This window comes from Nocardioides marinquilinus (assembly GCF_039543705.1).
Classification (GTDB): domain Bacteria; phylum Actinomycetota; class Actinomycetes; order Propionibacteriales; family Nocardioidaceae; genus Nocardioides; species Nocardioides marinquilinus.
Genome location: NZ_BAABKG010000001.1, coordinates 496,246 through 514,153, shown reverse-complemented (window position 1 = coordinate 514,153; position 17,908 = coordinate 496,246). Strand labels below are relative to the sequence as shown.

Sequence of the window (17,908 nt, the reverse complement as noted above, 5' to 3'; positions counted from 1 at the left end):
CACGATGAACGAGACGCAGCCGTACGAGGTCGTGGTGGTCGGAGGCGGGCCCGCCGGCCTGCAGGCGGCCCTGACGCTCGGCCGGATGCACCGCCGGGTGCTGCTGTTCGACTCCGGTGAGTACCGCAACGACCCGGCCGACCGCATGCACAACTTCGTCACGCACGACTCCCGGCCGCCGGCCGAGTTCCGGGCGCTGGCGCGCGCCGATCTCGCGGCCTACGACACGGTCGAGGTGCGCGACGAGGCCGTCGTCTCGGTCGTGCCGGACGGCGACGGCTACCTCGTCGGCACCGACTCCGGCCCGGTCGCGACCCGGCTCGTGCTGCTCGCGACCGGCGTCCGCGACACGCTGCCCGACACGCCCGGCCTGGCCCCGCTGTTCGGCACCGTGGCCGCCCACTGCCCGTTCTGCCACGGCCACGAGTACGCCGGCCGCCCGGTCGGCGTCCTCGGCACCGGACCGCACGCCGCCCGGATGGTCGCCATGCTCGCCCCGATCGCCTCCGAGGTCGTCGTGCTGGCCGACGGGGCCGACGTGGACGACGAGACCGCGGCCGCCGTGGCCCGCTTCGGCGCGAGCGTGCGCCCCGAGCCGGTCGCCGGGTTCTGCCGCAGCTCGCTCGGCGCCACCGTCTCCTTCGACGGCGGCAGCGACTCCGAGGTCGGCGGCGTCCTGGTCGTCACCGCCTTCGCGCAGTCGGCGCCGTTCGCCGGCGAGCTCGGGCTCACCCTGCTCGGCTCGGGCTGCGTCGAGGTCGACGTCATGGGCCGGACCTCGCGCGCCGGCGTCTTCGCGGCCGGCGACCTGGCGCACGCGGCGTCGCTGCCGATGCCGATGGCCTCGGTGCTCGGCGCGGCGGCGGCCGGTCAGACCGCGGCGGCGGGGTGCCTGTTCGAGCTGATCAGCGCGCCGGCACCCGTCGCCGTCCCCGCTTGACCGGACGACGTCCGGCTGGCTGGCCGGGCCGGGCCGGCAGGGCTGGCCGGGGCGGCCGGGGCGGCCGGTCAGCCGTGCTGGGGCTTGTCGCGCCGCGGCGGGCGCTTGGGGCCACGGTCCTCGGAGAGCTCGATGAGCTTGCCGCTGATGCGGGTGTTCTCGAGCTTCTTCCAGACCTCGGCCGGCAGGTCGGCCGGCAGCTCGACGACGGAGAAGTCGGGCCGGATCTGGATGTGCCCGAAGTCGCCGCGCGACAGGCCGCCCTCGTTGGCGATGGCGCCGACGATCTGGCGCGGCTCGACCTTGTGCCGCTTGCCCACCTGGATCTTGTAGGCCTTCATCGGCTTGCCGGTGTCGTGGCGCGGACGCCGCGGGCCCCGGTCGTCGCCGTCGGAGCGACCGCCGCGGCCGGGCTTGTCGCCGCGGCCGGGCTTGTCGGAGAACGTCTGGCGGGGGCGCTCGGCGGCGGGGTCGAGCAGCAGCGGCGTGTCGCCCTGCGCGACCACGGCGAGCGCCGCGGCGACGTCGACCTCGGGCACGTCGTTGTTGCGCACGTAGTGGGCCACGATGTCGCGGAAGCCGTTGATGCGGTCGGTCTGCCCGAGCGCCGCGGTGATGGCGTCGTCGAAGCGGGCGAGGCGCGTGGTGTTGACGTCCTCGACCGACGGCAGCTGCATCTCGGTGAGCGGCTGCTTGGTGGCCTTCTCGATGTGGCGCAGCAGGTAGCGCTCGCGCGGGGTGACGAACGAGATCGCGTCGCCCGAGCGGCCCGCACGGCCGGTGCGGCCGATGCGGTGCACGTAGGACTCGGTGTCGGTGGGGATGTCGTAGTTGACGACGTGGCTGATGCGGTCGACGTCGAGACCACGGGCGGCGACGTCGGTGGCGACCAGGATGTCGAGCTTGCCGTCCTTGAGCCGGTTCACCGTGCGCTCGCGCTGCACCTGCGCGATGTCACCGTTGATCGCCTCGGCGGAGTAGCCCCGCGCCCGCAGCTTCTCGGCGAGCGTCTCGGTCTCGTTCTTGGTGCGGACGAAGACGATCATCCCCTCGAAGTTCTCGACCTCGAGGATGCGCGTGAGGGCGTCGACCTTCTGCGGGTAGCCGACGATCAGGTAGCGCTGGGCGATGTTGGCGACCGTGGCCGTCTTGCCCTTGACGTTGATCTCGACCGGGTCGGTCAGGTAGCTCTTCGACAGCCGGCGGATCTGGGCGGGCATGGTGGCGCTGAACAGCGCGACCTGCTTGTCGTCGGGGGTGTCGGCGAGGATCGTCTCGACGTCCTCGGCGAAGCCCATGTTGAGCATCTCGTCGGCCTCGTCGAGCACCAGGAACCGTAGCGCCGACAGGTCGAGGGTGCCCTTGTCGAGGTGGTCCATGATGCGGCCGGGGGTGCCGACGACGACGTGGACGCCGCGGCGCAGCGCGCTCAGCTGCACGCCGTAGCCCTGCCCGCCGTAGACCGGCAGCACGTGGACGCCGCGGGTGTGGGCGGCGTACTTCTCGAACGCCTCGCACACCTGCAGCGCGAGCTCGCGGGTGGGCGCGAGCACCAGCGCCTGCGGCGTCTTCTGCGTGCCGGGGCCGACGTCGAGCCGGTCGAGGATGGGCAGCGCGAACGCCGCGGTCTTGCCGGTGCCGGTCTGCGCGAGGCCGACGAGGTCGCGTCCCTCGAGCAGCGGCGGGATGGTCTGGGCCTGGATCGCCGACGGAGACTCGTAGCCCACCGCCGCGATGCTCTTGAGGACGGCGTCGCCGAGGCCGAGGTCGGCGAAGGTGACCGCCGTGTCCGTGGGGTCGGCCGGGTCTGAGCTCACCGGTCAAATCTACGCGGGTCGCGGCGCTACGGGTGATTCTGCGCTGCGGTGGGTTGGGTCACCCGGTCTCGGACGTCGGCCATCTCCGCGAACCGTGCGCCCGTTCGAGGGCACAGTCACGATGGTCGAGGTGCGAGGAGCCCTGGCGAGGAGCCTCGAGACCACGGAGCGTCCATGGGGTCAGGACCACACGGACGTCGACGCAACAGAGCGCTCTCGGGATTCAGACCACACGGACGTCGACGCAACAGAGCACACTCAGGATTCAGACCACACGGACGTCGACGCAACAGAGCACACTCAGGATCCGGACCACACGGACCCTGAGCGCGGTCGTTGGGCCCCTGACGGTCAACGGGGCCGGCGTGGTGGCAGATCTCGACCGCTGTATCTGATTGCGCCTCCGCTCGTACCTCGCTTCGGCGCGTGTTCGCGGCGTTCTTCGCTGCCTTGATGCCCAGCACCGCCACCAGCCCCGGTCGGGTCATCACGTCGTCTCCTGGCTGACCCTGCTTCGCTGCGGTCGGTCTCGCTGGCGCTCGGTCCGCAGCCCGACCCTGGCGGGTCCGTGGTTGCGTTGGTCTGCCCGGCGGGGTCATGGGTTGCGTTCGCGGCGCGCGATCGTCGTGGAGGAGGAGCACGGGAGGCGGAGCGAGGAACGAGCGGAGCCTCCCGCGCGCACGGGGGAACGACGATCGCCGACGGCGCCGCGAACACGCGCCGAAGCGAGGAAGGAGCGGAGGCGCAATTCAATACAGGCGGCCGGTCACCCCATCACGCCGCGGCCCGTTGACCTGGAGTAGCCCTTCGACAAGCTCAGGGTCCGTGTGGTCCCGACGCCACGCACGCTCCGTCGCGTCGCTGGCTGGCCGTGTGGTCCCGACCCCGTGGTCGCTCCGCTGCGTCATCCGCGTCGTCACGATCCCGTGGGCCCTCAGAGGTCTCAAGGCTCGTCGCCAGGGCTCCTTGCACCTCTACCATCGTGAGGTCGACACCGAGAGGCCCGCCTCCCCCACCCAACGAGGGGGAAGCGGGCCTCCGGTATGTGCCGGACGGGGGCTAGCAGCCCGTCTTGGCGAGGGTGAAGTCGGCGCGGACCTCCTCACCGCGGTAGAGACGCACGGACTTCGACTGCGGGCGGTAGCCGTCCTTCGCCGCGATCATGGTCAGCGGGCTGACCTTGGCGTTGAACCAGTAGGCGAAGGTGCCGTCGGCGCCGGTGCTGAACGTCCACTCACCGGCGAAGGAGTCGGCCGCGACGGTGGCCCCGGCGAGCGGCGCGACCGCGCCGGCGCAGGAGCGGCCGCTGACCGTGCCGACCAGCTTGCCCCACGTGCTCGGCGGGGTGACGGTCATCGTGACCTCGACCGGCTCGACCGAGCCGGGCGCGTCCTCCGAGATCGCCACGGACGCCGTGTAGGTGCCGGGCTGCGCCACGTTCGGGTCCATGGTGACCCGCACGGTGGTCGACTGGCCGGGCGCCAGGGTGGCCGAGGTCTTGTTCAGCGAGAGCCACTCGACGTCGGCCGCCGCGGCGGCGCAGTCGTCGAAGCCGGGCAGGGTCTCGCTGTCGACCGTGGCGGTGAAGCCACCCGAGGAGCCGCCGATCTTGTGGACGCCGCACGCCATGCCGCCGCGGTAGCGGGCGGTGTTGGAGTTCGGCAGGTCGGCCCAGGCGCCGGCGGCGGGGTCGTAGGCGAACGAGCGGTTCGAGACCGCCGCCCCCTGGACGCCGCCGTTGACGACGAGCTGGCCGCTGCCCACGGCGTACTGGCTGGCCCAGGTGTCGACGGGGGCGTCGGGCAGCGCCGTCCAGCTGTCGGCGCCCGGGTCGTAGACGTAGCTGGCGGCGGTGCCGGCGTTGCCGTCGTTGCCGCCGGTGCAGTAGACCATCCCGTCGATGCCGCCGCAGGAGGCGAAGGCGACGGCGTCGGGGTAGTCGGCCAGCTCGGTCCAGGTGTCGGCCGCCGGGTCGTAGGCCGCGACGGCGTTCGACATCGGCAGGCAGTCGGCCGTGGTGCAGCCGCCGACCACGTAGAGCTTGCCGTCGGCCACGGCCTGGCCGGACGCCGAGAGGTCGACGGGCGCGTCGGCGCCCTCGCTCCACGCGTCGGTGGCCGGGTCGTAGACGAACGTCGCCGGGCTCGGGCCGGCCTCGGCCCAGCCGCCGGTCACCACGATCTGACCACCGACGTTGCCGGCGGCGACCGCGTTGCGGGCCCCGGGCAGGGGCGCCTTCTCGGCCCAGGTGAGGGTGGCCGGGTCGTAGGCCCACACCTCGGCGGACGACGTGGTGCCGTCGCCGCCGGCGATGGAGTAGGCCACGCCGTCGACCGTGACGACGCGGTTGTCCATGACGACGCCCGGGTAGTCGGCGATGTCGGTCCACGGCGCCTCGTTCGGCTTCACGGTCGGGGTGCCGGTGACGCCCATCGAGCGGCCGCCCTTCGAGACGTTGCCGAGGGACGTCGGCACCTTGAGCCGCTGCAGCGGGGCGCCGTCGGCGTCCGCGATCGCGTCGGAGGTCAGGCGCGAGCCGTCGGCCGAGAGCAGGTCGAAGCCGCCCGGACGCTCGGCGAACTCCACCTCGACCGGCCGGTTGCCGGTGTTGGTGACGGTGAACGTCTTCGACTTCGGCGCACCACCGAGGACGGCGGTCGCGTCGAGCTGGGCCGGCGTGACGCTCAGTTGCCCGGCGGCGAGGCGGAAGTTGCCCTTCACCACCCAGTTGTTGGGCACCCCGAGGCGCTTGACCTGCGAGCCGTACTGGTTGGCGGTCGCCTCGAACCGGTGCTGACCGGTGATCGAGGAGAACATCCAGTAGAAGCCGTCGTCGAGGTTCGGGTCGGCCGGCGTGGGAGCCGTCGTCGCCTTCTCGTCGGGCTTGTCGAGGCTGGTCACGGTGGCGCCGTTGACGCCGGCGCGACCGGTCGGGCCGTAGACGTTGCCCACGACGAGCCCACCGCGGACCGGGTCGCAGGTGCGGTTGCCGACGAAGACGTCGTCGACCTGCCACCACCAGTTGTAGCCGGCGTCGTAGTAGTGCCAGCGCACCTGCACCTCGGGCTGGCCGGCCGCCATCGGCAGCTGCACGACCTTCTCGTCCGGGCCGCGCACGCTGCTGGTCTGGCTGAGGACGGTCTCCCAGGTCTCGCCGCCGTCGATGCTGACGTCGACGTCGGCGGTGTCGCCGAGGTTGTAGTAGTCCTGCTTGAACCCGACGACCGGCGCGGAGAGGTCGCTCATGTCGATGACCGGGCTGACCAGGGAGGTGTCCTGGGCGCCGCCGCTGCCGTACTCGTCGGAGTCGACGATGGCGAAGCCGCCCTCGCCGCCGGTGAGGTTGCCGCGGTCGCCCGGGTCGTCGAACGTCCAGACCTGGCCGTTGCCCTCCTCGTCGGTGACCGTCCAGCCCGCGGGGGCGGTGTCGCCGTCGAAGGTCTCGGTGACGCCCTCGGTGGTGAAGGTGTAGCCGGGGGCGGTGCAGGTGCTGTCGTCGACGGGCAGCTCGATCTCCTCGACGACGTCGCCACCGGCCACCGTGATCTCACGGGTCGCGGTCTCGTAGCCGGGGTACTGCGCGGTGACGGTGACGGTGTAGGTCGCGTCGCCCGGCAGCGTCATCGAGAACTCGCCCGTGGCCGGGTCTGTCCAGGCGTCGGGGCCGGGGCCGGCGACGTCCAGCTTGGCGTAGAGCGGCCAGCCGTGGCCGGAGCCGTCGAGCACCGAGCCGCCGACGGTGACCACGTCGGACGCCGTGAGGGCGAAGTCCTGCGTGGTGGTCTCCTGCGCGACGACGGTGACGTCCTCGGTGGTGGTCGGGTAGCCGAACGCGGCGGCGGTGACGGTGTAGTCACCGGCCGGGAGCGCGAGTCCGTAGTCGCCCTCGGCGTCGGTGGTGACGGTGCGGCTGTAGTCCTCGCCGGCCGCGATGGTGACGGCGGCGCCGTCGATGCCCTCGCCCGACTCGGCGTCGGTCACGGTGCCCTCGAGGCGACCGGCGTCCTCGGTGGGGGCGGCGGTGACGAGCGCGAGCGCGTCGAGGCGGCCCTCGCCGAAGACGTTGTTGTCGTCGGCGGTGCCGCCGCACTGGTCGTCCTCGGTGTCGACGGCCGAGCCGTCGAGCAGGGCGCGGGTGCCCTCGATGTCACCGACCAGGCCCGGGGCGGCCGACCACAGCAGCGCGATGGCGCCGCCGAGGTGCGGAGCGGCCATCGAGGTGCCGCTGTAGGAGCCGTAGGTGCTGCCCGGCAGCGTCGAGCGCACGTTGACGCCGGGGGCGGAGATGTTGGGCTTGATCTCGCCGTCCTGGCCCACGCCGCGCGAGGAGAAGTCGGCGATGCCGTTGTTCACGTCGTAGGCGCCGACGGAGTAGTTGATGGTACGGCTGCCCGGCGACCCGCTGGTCTGGCACGCGGGGCCGTTGTTGCCGTTCGACCAGGTGCCGAAGATGCCGGCGGCCTCCCAGGCCTCGAGCACGTCCTCCATGAAGGGGTCGTTGGTCGGCACCTGGGTGCCCCAGGAGTTGTTGATGATGTTGGGGCGCTTGCTCGGGTCGGCGTTGTTGCCCTCGAGGTCGGTGGGGGCGAGCATCCACTCGCCCGAGGAGATCAGCGCCTCGTCGGAGGGGCAGCAGCCGTTGGCGGCGATCCACGTCGCGCCGGGCGCGACGCCGACCTGGTTGGCCCCGCCGTCGCTGCCGACCATCGTGCCCATCGTGTGGGTGCCGTGGCCGTCGTTGTCGCAGGGCGCGTCGGGGCACTCGCCGGCGGCGTCGAACCAGTTGTAGTCGTGGGTGAAGGTGCCGTCGCCGTTGTTGCCGCGGTACTGGTTCACCAGGGCCGGGTGGTCGTACTGGACGCCGCTGTCGATGTTGCCGATGACCAGGCCCTCACCGCGGGTGCCGAACTGGTTCCAGACGTCGTCGGCGTTGATGTTCGCCACGCCCCACTCGAGCGCGTCGGGGCCCTTCACGTCCTTGCCGGGGGTCGGCTTCTCGATCTGGTACTCCGAGGTCGGGTAGAGCCCGACGACGGCCGGCTGGGCGGCCAGCGTGTTCACCAGGTCGGCGTCCCCGGTGGAGACCCGGATCGCGTTGGTGGCGTAGTAGGCGTGGAAGTCGACGCCCTGCGACTCCAGCAGCGAGGTGGCGGCGCCCTGGCTCTTCTCGGCCGCCTTGCTCAGGGTCTCGTAGACGTAGCGGCCGCGCTCGTCCCAGTCGGCGATGCTCGCCGCCTTCGACAGGTCGGGCTGCTGGAAGCGGATCCAGAAGCTGGCCTCGCCCTTGCTGTCGAGCTGCTTGGCGAGCTGGGGCTTGATCTTGTCGGCGTCGGGGGCCGGGGCGGCCGAGCCCGGCGGTGTGGCCACCGCGAGGACGGCCGCGACCACGGCGAGGACGAGGGCCCAGATGGACAGGACCCGTTGACGGCGTGGGGACATGGGTGAGCGATCCTCCCGAGAGGCGCCTGCGGGGGCAGGCGCAGGTGTGGTCGTGCAGTGGGGGCTCCGGGTCGGACGACCCGGAGGTCACGACGCTAGGGACGGCGTCCGACCGCGGCAATCGACAGCGGTGGGCAAGCCGTGGGCAGAGTCGGGCAGTTCGTGGGCGACGGCCGGCGCGGCACCAGGCGCAGCCCGACGCCGCGGACGACGTCGAGGTGCAGCGGGCTGTCGAGGCGGCGCAGCTTGTGCCGCAGGCGCTTGACCACCGACTGCACGTCGGAGCGGTCGCCGAGGTGGTCGTTGCCCCACACGCGCCGGTGCAGCTCGTCGTAGGCCCAGGTGCGGCCGACGTCCTCGAGCAGGCACACGATCAGGTCGTGCTCGAGGGGCGAGAGGGTGACCGCCCGGCCCCGGCAGCCGAGGATGCGCCCGTCGGAGTCGACGCTCAGCTCGGGGTCGGCCGTGGGTGGCGGCGGCGCCGTCGGGACCGCGACCGGCGGTGGGACGGCGACCGGCACGCTGACCTGCTCGAGCCCGGCGAGCAGCGCCACGGCCTCGCCGGCGCTGGCGACCATGAGCACCGGGGCGGCCGGGCTCATGCCGGCCAGCGTGGCGGCCAGCTGCACCCGCTCGGCGGCCGACGGCGCGACCGCGATCACCATGCTCGGCACCGCGGACGGCGTGGCCGACGCGGCCGGCTCGGACGAGGCCGCCGGCCCGACCGGCACGAGGGACGGCTCGGCGGCGCCGGTCGCCAGCCGGTGCACGGTCATCGCAGGGCTGGCCGGCCGGTGACGGGCAGGGCGGTGGGCGCTCCGGGCGCGGGCCCGGAGCGCAGGCGCGATGACGGCATGAGGTAGCCCTTCGTCCGAGAACCCGAGAAAGTACGAGAGCGCCAGCCTGAGCAGGTGCGAGAAGTAAAGACTCGCACTGTTACCACTGTCAATGGTTACACGTCGGTAAGGTCGCGGTGTCGGGCTCGGTATCGTCGCAGCGATGACCGCGCCGACCGATGCGGACCGAGCCGCCCTGCAGGGCCTCGGCCTCACGCAGTACGAGAGCTCGGGATACCTGGCGCTGCTCGGCCGCGAGCACGCCACGCCCACCGAGGTCGCCCGACTGGCCGGCATCCCACGGCCGCGGGTCTACGACGTCCTCGCCTCGCTCACCGACCGGCGCCTGGCCCGCGTGGTCGGCGACAAGCCGCTGCGCTACGCCGCCGAGTCGCCCGAGCTGGTGACCGAGCGGCTCATCGGGCAGCGTCAGCAGGACGCCGCCCGCGCGGCGGCCGCGGCCCGGGAGAGCGCCGACCGGCTCGCCTCGCTGTTCCACCTCGGACAGGGCCACGGCGACCCGCTCGACTACGTCGAGGTGCTGCGCGACAGCCGCGAGGCCGGCCGGCGGGTGCAGGAGCTGTGGAACGCCGCCGAGCGCGAGGTGCTGGTGCTCGTGCGCCCGCCCTACCTGGCCCCGCCGTCGTCCCTGGAGGAGGCGACGGTGCTGCCGCTCACGGTGCGGCAGCGCGCCATCTACGACCGCTCGCTGCTCGACGTGCCGCGGATGCCCGAGGTGCTGCGCCGCTACGCCGAGCTCGGCGAGGAAGTGCGCATCGCCGACGACCTGCCGATCAAGCTGAGCGTCATCGACGGCCGCACGGTCGCCTTCAACATGCCCGACCCCGTCGCCGCCGACCCGTCGGTGACCACCGTGGTGATCCACCACGAGATGCTCGCGGCCACGCTGGCCATCGCCTTCGAGTCGATCTGGGCCGGCGCGGTGCACCTCGACGACGCCGCGGCGCCGTCGGTGGGCGGCTGACCGCCCGTCTCGTCACACCAGCCACAGGACTCACCCCGCGGGGAGCGCTCCTGCGGCCTCGTCGCGCCTGCACCCCTTCAGGTGGGGAGCGCGACGCGTTCTCGCGTTCATTCGTGGTCCGTGGTGGGGATCGGCTATCGTTGGTGAACAGAAGGTGAACTGGAGGTGTCACATGACCGACGAGAAGCGAAACGGCCAGCTCGAGCTGCACTGGGTGCCCGTGACCGACGAGCGCGGACGCACGCGCATGGAGATGGTCTGGTCCGCGCCCGGCGAGACCGTGTCGATCACGCACGCGGCCTGAGTCGCACGCATCCGCCGGACGCCGCGCGTCCGGCACCACAGGGCCGCCGTCCCGTTCCCGGGACGGCGGCCCTGTGGCGTCGTGGCACCTGTCGCGGCCGGTGACCGGCGGGGCCCCTCGACAAGCTCAGGGTCCGTGTGGGGACGTTGGCATCACCCTTGCGAGGTCTCGAGGCTCGTCGCCAGGGCTCCTCACACCTCGACCATCGACCGGTCGGGTCGACCACAGACCCGTTCGCGGCGCGCGACCTGGTGAGTGACGAGCACGGAGGGCGCAGCGAGGAACGAGCGAGCCCTCCGCGCGCAGGAGCGAACCGGGTCGCGTGAAGGCGCCGCGAACACGCGCCGAAGCGAGGAACGAGCGGAGGCGCCAAACAACACCGGCGGCTGGTCGTCCCGCCCGCCGCGGCGTTGACCGGCAGAGCCCTTCGACAAGCTCAGGGTCCGTGGACGGGCCCGGGCGCCGAGGGCCAGTGGTCTCGAGGCTCGTCGCCAGGGCTCCTCACACCTCGACCATCGTCCGGCGCAGATCCGTTCGCGTGGAGGCGCCGCGAACACGCGCCGAAGCGAGGACCGAGCGGAGGCACCACAGAGACTGGAATAAAACGGACCGCAGTCCGTTAGACGATGGTTCGATCTTCAACCAGACCCCTGTGGAGGACCACCATGACCGAGTTCGACGCCGGCACCACCGCTCTCGACGACATCACCGGCGACTACACCATCGACCCCGTCCACTCGCGCCTCGGCTTCGTGGCGCGGCACGCGATGGTCACCAAGGTGCGGGGGCAGTTCGGCACCTTCGAGGGCACCGCGCACGTCGACACCGCGAACCCCGCCGCCTCGCACGTCGCGATCACGATCGCCGCCGACAGCGTCGAGACCGGCAGCGCCGACCGCGACGGCCACCTGCGCAGCAACGACTTCTTCGGCGCCGAGGAGAACCCCGAGATCCGCTTCGTCTCCACCTCCGTCGAGCGCGACGGCAGCGAGTGGGCGATCACCGGCGACCTGACCATCAAGGGCACCACCCACAGCGTGACCATCCGCTTCGAGGAGGTCGGCACCGCTCAGGACCCGTTCGGCAACGTGCGCCTCGGCTTCGAGGGCTCGACCACCGTCAACCGCAGCGACTGGGGTCTGTCGTTCAACGCCAAGCTCGACACCGGCGGCGTCCTGGTCTCGGAGAAGATCAAGCTCGAGTTCGACATCTCCGCCATCCGCAACGCCTGATCCACCCCGCCCCCGCCGCGCGGGGGCTCGCAAACTCGGTCGCGGCGCGGTCGCGGGGCTGCCAGTGTTCGGCCCCGTGACCGCACGCGACGACCACCCCGAGCTGCCCGCGGGCCTCACCTCCCGCCCCCTGACGCTCGCCGAGGCGCGCGTCGCCTACGAGCTGCTCGCCGCCGAGCAGCGCCTCGAGCTCGACGGTCGTGTCGAGATCGAGGAGGCCGACGTCGTCGGCGACTGGCAGCGCCCCAGCTTCGACGTCGCGACCCGCACGATCGGCGTCCTGGACGGCGACCGCGTCGTCGGCTACGCCGAGCTGACCTACGACGAGCGCGGCGAGGCGGCGGTCGAGCCGTCGTACCGGGGGCGCGGCATCGGCACCTGGCTCGCCGCCTGGATGCGACGCACGGCCCGCGAGCGCGGCAGTGAGATCGTCGGGATGCCCGTGCCCGAGGGCTCGGCCGGCGACCGGCTGCTCACCGCGCTCGGCTACCACGTGCGGTGGACCTCGTGGGTGCTGCACCTGCCTGCGGGTGCGCGGGTGCCCGAACGCGACCTGCCCGCCGGCCACGTGGTGCGCGCCGCCCGCCCCGAGGAGCACGAGGTCGTCCACGACGTCATCGAGGACGCGTTCCTGGAGTGGTCGGAGCGCGAGCGCGAGCCGATGTCGGAGTTCCGTGCCACGGTGCTGGAGCGTCCCGGCTTCGAGCCGTGGCACCTGCGGGTCGTCGTCGACGAGACCGGCGAGCAGCCGCAGGTGGTCGCCGTCGCCGTGGTGCAGATCTTCGTCGACGAGCAGTCCGGCGCGCGCGACGCCTACATCGCGCGGCTCGCCACCCGTCGCGACCGCCGCGGCGAGGGACTGGCCCAGGCGCTCATGGTCGACAGCTTCGCCGCGGCCCGCGAGCGCGGCGTCGAGACCGCCGGCCTGAACACCGACAGCCGAACCGGCGCGCTCGGGCTCTACCTGAAGGTGGGCATGCAGGTCACCGAGAACTGGGTGCACCGCGCGGCGCACCTCAACGGCTGAACCGCCACTCCAGCCGCGCGACGTAGCGCTCCCCCGGCTCCAGCACCGCCGACGGCCACTCCGGGTGGTGCGGGCTGTCGGGGAAGCGCTGCGGCTCGAGGGCGACGCCGTCGCCCTGGCGGTAGGCGACGCCGTCCGTCGAGCGCAGCGACCCGTCGAGGAAGTTGCCGGTGTAGACCTGCAGCCCCGGCTGGTCGCACCACAGCTCGACGGTCGTGCCGGTGGCCGGCGAGGCGAGCGTGGCGGCGTGGCGCAGCAGGCCGTCGGGCTGCCACCCGGTGAGCACCAGGTTGTGGTCGATCCCGCGTGAGGTCACCAGCTGCTCGTGCGGGGTGCGGGACGCCGTCCCGACCCGGGTGGGCGCGCGCAGGTCGAACGGCGTGCCGTCGACCGGGGCGTGCGCGCCGAGCGGGATGCCGGTGTCGTCGACCGGCGTGTAGGCGTCGGCGACGACGGTGAGCAGGTGGTCGTCGGCGCTGCCCGACCCGTCGCCGTCGAGGTTCAGGTAGGCGTGGTTGGTCAGGTTGCACAGCGTGGTGGCGTCGGTGGTCGCCTCGTGGGTGACCCGGACCGTGTCGCCGTCGACCTCGTAGCGGACCTCGACCGTCAGCGTGCCCGGGAAGCCCTGGTCGCCGTCGGGGCTGACGAGACGCAGCACGACGACCGAGGCGTCGTGCTCGACGACGTCCCACACCCGGCGGTCGAAGCCGTCGGGGCCGCCGTGCAGGGAGTTGCCCCGGTCGTGCGCGCCGACGACGACCTCGCGCCCGTCGAGCTCGAACCGCCCGCCGGCGATGCGGTTGGCGTAGCGGCCGATGGTGCCGCCGACGTAGTCGCCCGAGGCGAGCCGCTCCTCGACCGTGCCGTGCCCGAGGACGACGTCGCGCCGCCGCCCGTCACCGCCCTCGACCTCGAGCCGGTGCGCCGTCGCACCGAGGGTGAGCACGGTGAGCACCGGTCCGGGGGCGGTGCCGATCGTGAGCAGCTCGACGTCCCGCCCCTCCGGCGTCGTCCCGAACCGCTCGCGCGTCATGTCGGCAACCTAGCGAGGACCTCCGGTGACGCGCGGGCGGAGGGCCCTCCGACAGGCTCGGGGTCCGTGAGGTCGGGTCGGTCTCGCGGGCCGGGTCAGGCGGTGGCGGCGTCGAGCAGGGTGACGGCGGTGGGGAAGTCGTGCAGCTCGTCGCGGACGGCGGCGAGGGCGAGGTCGACGAGCTCGGGGCCGCCCCCGCGGCTGTCGAGCACGCGGCCGAGCCAGCCGCCGGTCTCGCGGACGACGTCGGGCTCGTCGACCAGCAGGCCGCTGACCACGCAGCCGACGACCACGGGCAGCTGGTCGGCGAGGACGTCGGCGAGGTGGCCCTCGGGCGCGTCGGGCCGCTCGGCGAGCCGGCTCATCGCCCCCCGCGCGACGGCGGTGGTGCGGGGCGCGAGCAGCGCGGCCTCGCTCGGGCCGGGGCCGGTGAGCGGCTCGACCGGGCGCACGCGCGCCGGCAGCCCGGCGACCACGCCCGCGACGTCGGCCCCGCCGCTCGCCTGGGCCGTGGCGCCCAGCGCGCGGGCGCGTCGTCCGGCCGGGTCGAAGCCGTGGCCGCCGACGACGGTGGGGATGCCGGAGTGGCTGGCGGTCTCGACGTGACGGCGCACGAACAGCAGCGAGCTGGCCAGGGACGCGCTGATCAGCACCGCCTGGGTGGGCACGTCGAGCAGCGCGCCCTGCAGGGTGCGGGTGGAGACGTCGCCGCCGAGGAAGCGCACCCGGTGACCGGCCTCGGTGAGCAGCGTGCACACCACGAGCGCGGGCAGCGCGTGCCACTCCCGCTCGGCGCAGGCCACGAGCAGGGCGGGCGACGGGCGCTCGCCGGGCTCGGCCGGCTCGTGCCCGGCCTCACCGCCGACGCGGGCCAGCAGCGCGCGGACGACGTACTCGCTCACCGCGGTGGCGGCGTGCTCGCGCGCGACGCTCCACTCGCCGTCGAGCCAGAGGCCCCCGACGCGACGCTGGCACGCGGCGACGACGTCGTCGAGGACGGCGGACAGCCGGGCGCCGTCGTCGAGGGCGGCGCCGACCACCTGCAGGGCACGCTCCGCGTCGTTGGCCGAGACGGCGTCCCAGTAGTCGTCGAGCGCCTCGGCGACCCGGCCGGTGGGCAGGGCCTCGGCGGTGGTCACGGCAGCAGGCGGACGGCGACGATCGCGGTGTCGTCGCGGTCCTCGCTGTCGCTCGCGAACTGCGAGATCGACATCGCGACGGCCTCGACCAGCGCACTGGCCGGCGCACCGGCCAGGCCCGTGAGGACGTCGCGCAGCCGCACCTCGCCGAACAGGTCGCGCTCGCCGCGGGCCTCGGTGACGCCGTCGGTGTAGAGCAGGAGCAGGTCGCCGGGGCCGAGCACGACGGTCTGCGACTCGTAGTCGGCGTCGTCGAAGATGCCCAGCGCCGGGCCGTGGCCGCCGACGGTCTGCACCGTGCCGTCGGTGCGCAGCACGATGGGCAGCGGGTGGCCGGCGTTGACCAGCGTGACGCGCAGCGCGTCGTCCTCGCGCTGCAGCCGGGCGCAGACGGCGGTGGCCAGGCTCTCGACCACGTCGTCGTCCTCGCTGACGATGACCTGGTTGGTCAGCCGCATCACGAACGCGGGGTCGCGGTCGACCATGCTGCCGGTGCGCACCGCGCTGCGGATGCGCTTGGCGGCGATCGCGGCCGCGACACCCTTGCCGACCGCGTCGCCGATGAGCAGGGTCTGGTCGTCGCCGCTGCCGTGCAGGTCGATGAAGTCGCCGCCGACGGTGATGTCCTCCTGCGCGACGCGGCTGTAGGAGGCGAGGTCGAGACGGCTGCTGCTGGGCAGCGCGCGGGGCAGCAGCGAGCGGCGCAGCGTGGAGGCGACGTGGCGGTTGTCGCTGACCACGCAGCAGGCGTCGAGCGAGACCGCGATGCGGCCGACGACCTGCTCGAGGAAGGCGATGTAGCCGTCGTCGAAGCCGAGCGGCGCCCGGCGGGCCATGACGACCAGGCCGAAGCAGCGGCCGCGGGCGACCATCGGGACGATCAGCAGGGTGGCCGCGTGCAGCGACTCGACCTCGTGCAGCAGCTCGGTGGTGCCGAAGAGGTGCCCGAGCACCTCGGCGCGCTGCGGGGTGTCGGGCGGCAGCAGCCAGGTCTCGGTCTGCCGCTGCTGCAGCAGCGACTTCATGACCCGGCCCTGGTTGCGCCCGACCTCGTAGGTGTGGACGTCGACCATGCGGTGGCCGTGCACCTGACCGGCGACCAGCCAGCCCTGGTGCGTGCGCACCGCGACCTGGGCGAGGTCGACGAGGTCGTCGACCAGCCCGGCGACGAAGGTCTCGACCCCGCGCGCGGGGTGGGAGAGGGCCGAGACGGCGCTCGTGAGGTCGTTGAGGTAGGTGGCGCGGGCCTCGGCGGTGGCGACCACGCCCTCCGCGGCGGCGGTCAGGGCGTCGTCGTCGAGGCGTGTCGAGAGGTCGGCGGACACCGACTCCCGACTGCTCACCCGGCCAGCCTACGCCGTAAGGCTGAAATCGTGGGCCTCGTGTGTGAAGGCCGTTCGGGCCAGTAGGGTCGCCCCGTGTTCGAGACACCGCTGAGCATGGAGTGGGACGGTGTCGTCCTGCGCGTCGGCGGCAGCGTCGACGAGTACTCCATCTCCGAGCTGCGCGACCGGCTGGCCGGCCTGGTCACGACCAACCGCGCGCTCAAGGTCGACGTGAGCGAGGTCGAGTTCCTGCCCAGCGCGGGCATCGGCATCCTCGCGCGGGCCCGCGCGGCGGCGCGCGACTCCGGTGGCGTGCTCGACATCGTCGCGCGCACCGGCTGCCCGGCCCAGCGCATCCTCGACATCACCGGCATCCCGCACCTGACCTCCGACGAGCCCGGCTCGATCGCCTCCGACTGAGGCGTCAGCCCGCCTGCGAGTCGCGCGGGGTGATCACGGCGGTGACCGTGGTGCGCCCGCCGTCGGTGTCGACGGCCCACGAGTCGCTGAGCGCCTCGACCAGCCGCAGCCCGCGGCCCCCGCCCTCGCGGGCGCCGGGCTCCTCGAGGTGCGGCACCGAGCTGCCGCCGCTGTCGGTGACCATGACGGTGACGACGCAGTCGGGGTCGACCTGCCAGGCGAGGTGCACCTGGCCACGGTCGTCGCCCTCGCCGTGCACGAGCGCGTTCATCACCAGCTCGCTGACGACCATGAGGGCGTCGCGGATCTGGACGTCGCCGCAGCCGTGGCGGCGCAGCGGCTCCTCGAGCTCAGCCCGGGCCGTGGCCGGGGCACCGAGGTCGACGTCGAGGGCGAGCCGGCCGTCGTAGGCGGTGCTCATCGACCGACCCGCTCGGCCGGTCGCGGCGTCACCGGGCCATCCCGGCCGGGGCGTCGGCGTAGGCGAGCACGCGGTTGAACAGCGCGGTGACGCCGAGGGCGTCGACGGCGGCCTCGGGCGGGCCGGACGCGCGGCGCTGGGCCTCGGCGGCCTCGGGGGCGTCGAGCGAGGCGGCGACCGCGGCGCAGGCGCGGGCGGCGTCGCGCACCAGCACCGGGTCGACGCTCCAGATGGACTCGAAGCGCCGCTCGGTGTCGCCGTGGGCACCCTGGCCGGGCAGCTCCCACGCGACGAGCGCAGCGGGGGTGGCGGCGACGTCGCAGACCAGCACCCACTCGCGGGTCATGACGTGGCGGGTCGGCAGGTCGACGAGGTGGGGACCACCCACGGTGGCCGCGTCGGGCAGGGCGTCGCCGAACTGGGCGAAGGCGTAGGCGCGGCCCGACAGCAGCGCGATCTGCGCCCACCGGTCGGCCGCCGAGCGGTAGAACCGCTCCTGCTGGAAGAAGCCGTAGACGGAGCCGGGACGGGCGCGGGCGCAGAACTCGTCCTCGATGGCCCACGACAGGCGGCGCAGGGTGTCCTTGCGCAGCCGCTGCGGCACGGCCTGCGGATGACGCTGCCGCAGCGTGGCGAAGACCGACGGCGTGAACGGCGCGGCGTCGGCGGCGGGCGAGGTGGTGGCGGGCGCCGGGTCGGCCGCCCGCTGGGTGCTGCGGGCGGGGTCCTCGGCGCGGCGCCCGACGGCCTCGATCGCGGCGTCGAGGCGCAGGCCCGACTCGCGCAGCTCGACCACCTGACGCACCAGCTCGACGTCGGACTCGCGGTAGCGGCGGTGGCCGCTGTTGCGCCGCAACGGCTCGGGGAAGCCGTAGCGGGTCTCCCAGATGCGCAGGGTCGCCGTGGTGACCCCGGTGCGCTCGGCGAGGTCGCCGATCGACAACGAGGCGTGGTCGACCAGGCGCAAGGGCGACCCGGCGTCGTTCATGC

14 protein-coding genes are annotated in these 17,908 nt (G+C 73.4%); 6 read left to right on the top strand and 8 right to left on the bottom strand.

The window, feature by feature from the left end; all coding sequences use genetic code 11:
• Positions 1-4: 4 nt before the first annotated feature.
• Positions 5-940 (top strand): NAD(P)/FAD-dependent oxidoreductase, encoded by a 936-nt coding sequence (locus tag ABEA04_RS02420; protein ID WP_345454166.1) that lies wholly within the window; start codon positions 5-7, stop codon positions 938-940.
• Between the two features lie 68 nt (positions 941-1,008).
• Here ABEA04_RS02420 and ABEA04_RS02415 read toward each other — a convergent pair whose 3' ends face one another.
• The 3 genes from ABEA04_RS02415 to ABEA04_RS02405 all read right to left on the bottom strand — a co-directional run bounded on the left by ABEA04_RS02415 (position 1,009) and on the right by ABEA04_RS02405 (position 8,972).
• Positions 1,009-2,757, bottom strand: a complete 1,749-nt coding sequence (locus ABEA04_RS02415; RefSeq protein ID WP_345454164.1) for a DEAD/DEAH box helicase — start codon at positions 2,755-2,757, stop codon at positions 1,009-1,011.
• 1,059 nt (positions 2,758-3,816) lie between these two features.
• Positions 3,817-8,196 (bottom strand): S8 family serine peptidase, encoded by a 4,380-nt coding sequence (locus ABEA04_RS02410; protein ID WP_345454162.1) that lies wholly within the window; start codon positions 8,194-8,196, stop codon positions 3,817-3,819.
• 95 nt (positions 8,197-8,291) lie between these two features.
• On the bottom strand, positions 8,292-8,972 hold the full coding sequence (locus tag ABEA04_RS02405) for a helix-turn-helix domain-containing protein (RefSeq protein ID WP_345454160.1): 681 nt from the start codon (positions 8,970-8,972) through the stop codon (positions 8,292-8,294).
• A 223-nt stretch (positions 8,973-9,195) separates the two neighbouring features.
• On the opposite strand from ABEA04_RS02405, the gene ABEA04_RS02400 reads away from it, so the two are divergent.
• From ABEA04_RS02400 to ABEA04_RS02385, 4 genes are all read left to right on the top strand, one after another.
• Positions 9,196-10,017, top strand: coding sequence for a TrmB family transcriptional regulator (locus ABEA04_RS02400; protein ID WP_345454159.1), 822 nt, complete (start codon positions 9,196-9,198; stop codon positions 10,015-10,017).
• Between the two features lie 172 nt (positions 10,018-10,189).
• Positions 10,190-10,321 carry a hypothetical protein gene (locus ABEA04_RS02395; RefSeq protein WP_345454158.1) on the top strand — a complete coding sequence of 44 codons (132 nt, stop codon included), beginning with the start codon at positions 10,190-10,192 and terminating at the stop codon, positions 10,319-10,321.
• A 665-nt stretch (positions 10,322-10,986) separates the two neighbouring features.
• Positions 10,987-11,553, top strand: coding sequence for a YceI family protein (locus ABEA04_RS02390; RefSeq protein ID WP_345454156.1), 567 nt, complete (start codon positions 10,987-10,989; stop codon positions 11,551-11,553).
• 76 nt (positions 11,554-11,629) lie between these two features.
• The gene (locus ABEA04_RS02385; RefSeq protein ID WP_345454154.1) at positions 11,630-12,580 is read left to right on the top strand and encodes a GNAT family N-acetyltransferase; all 951 of its coding nucleotides are present in this window, start codon (positions 11,630-11,632) and stop codon (positions 12,578-12,580) included.
• On the opposite strand, the gene ABEA04_RS02380 is transcribed toward ABEA04_RS02385, so the two are convergent.
• From ABEA04_RS02380 to ABEA04_RS02370, 3 genes are all read right to left on the bottom strand, one after another.
• The gene (locus ABEA04_RS02380) at positions 12,570-13,613 is read right to left on the bottom strand and encodes an aldose epimerase family protein (RefSeq protein WP_345454152.1); all 1,044 of its coding nucleotides are present in this window, start codon (positions 13,611-13,613) and stop codon (positions 12,570-12,572) included. The two genes, ABEA04_RS02385 and ABEA04_RS02380, sit on opposite strands and share 11 nt — an antisense overlap.
• Before the next feature lie 95 nt (positions 13,614-13,708).
• A complete protein-coding gene (locus ABEA04_RS02375; RefSeq protein ID WP_345454150.1) occupies positions 13,709-14,752 on the bottom strand; it encodes a cobalamin B12-binding domain-containing protein in 1,044 nt (347 codons plus the stop codon).
• Positions 14,749-16,095: a PP2C family protein-serine/threonine phosphatase gene (locus ABEA04_RS02370; RefSeq protein ID WP_345454148.1), complete on the bottom strand. Its 1,347-nt coding sequence runs from the start codon at positions 16,093-16,095 to the stop codon at positions 14,749-14,751. The genes ABEA04_RS02375 and ABEA04_RS02370 overlap by 4 nt, the downstream gene beginning before the upstream one ends.
• Before the next feature lie 75 nt (positions 16,096-16,170).
• On the opposite strand from ABEA04_RS02370, the gene ABEA04_RS02365 reads away from it, so the two are divergent.
• On the top strand, positions 16,171-16,497 hold the full coding sequence (locus ABEA04_RS02365) for an STAS domain-containing protein (RefSeq protein ID WP_345454146.1): 327 nt from the start codon (positions 16,171-16,173) through the stop codon (positions 16,495-16,497).
• 4 nt (positions 16,498-16,501) lie between these two features.
• On the opposite strand, the gene ABEA04_RS02360 is transcribed toward ABEA04_RS02365, so the two are convergent.
• Together ABEA04_RS02360 and ABEA04_RS02355 are read right to left on the bottom strand one after the other, a co-directional pair.
• The gene (locus ABEA04_RS02360; RefSeq protein WP_345454144.1) at positions 16,502-16,918 is read right to left on the bottom strand and encodes an ATP-binding protein; all 417 of its coding nucleotides are present in this window, start codon (positions 16,916-16,918) and stop codon (positions 16,502-16,504) included.
• Between the two features lie 28 nt (positions 16,919-16,946).
• On the bottom strand, positions 16,947-17,906 hold the full coding sequence (locus ABEA04_RS02355) for a MerR family transcriptional regulator (protein ID WP_345454142.1): 960 nt from the start codon (positions 17,904-17,906) through the stop codon (positions 16,947-16,949).
• Positions 17,907-17,908 lie beyond the last annotated feature (2 nt).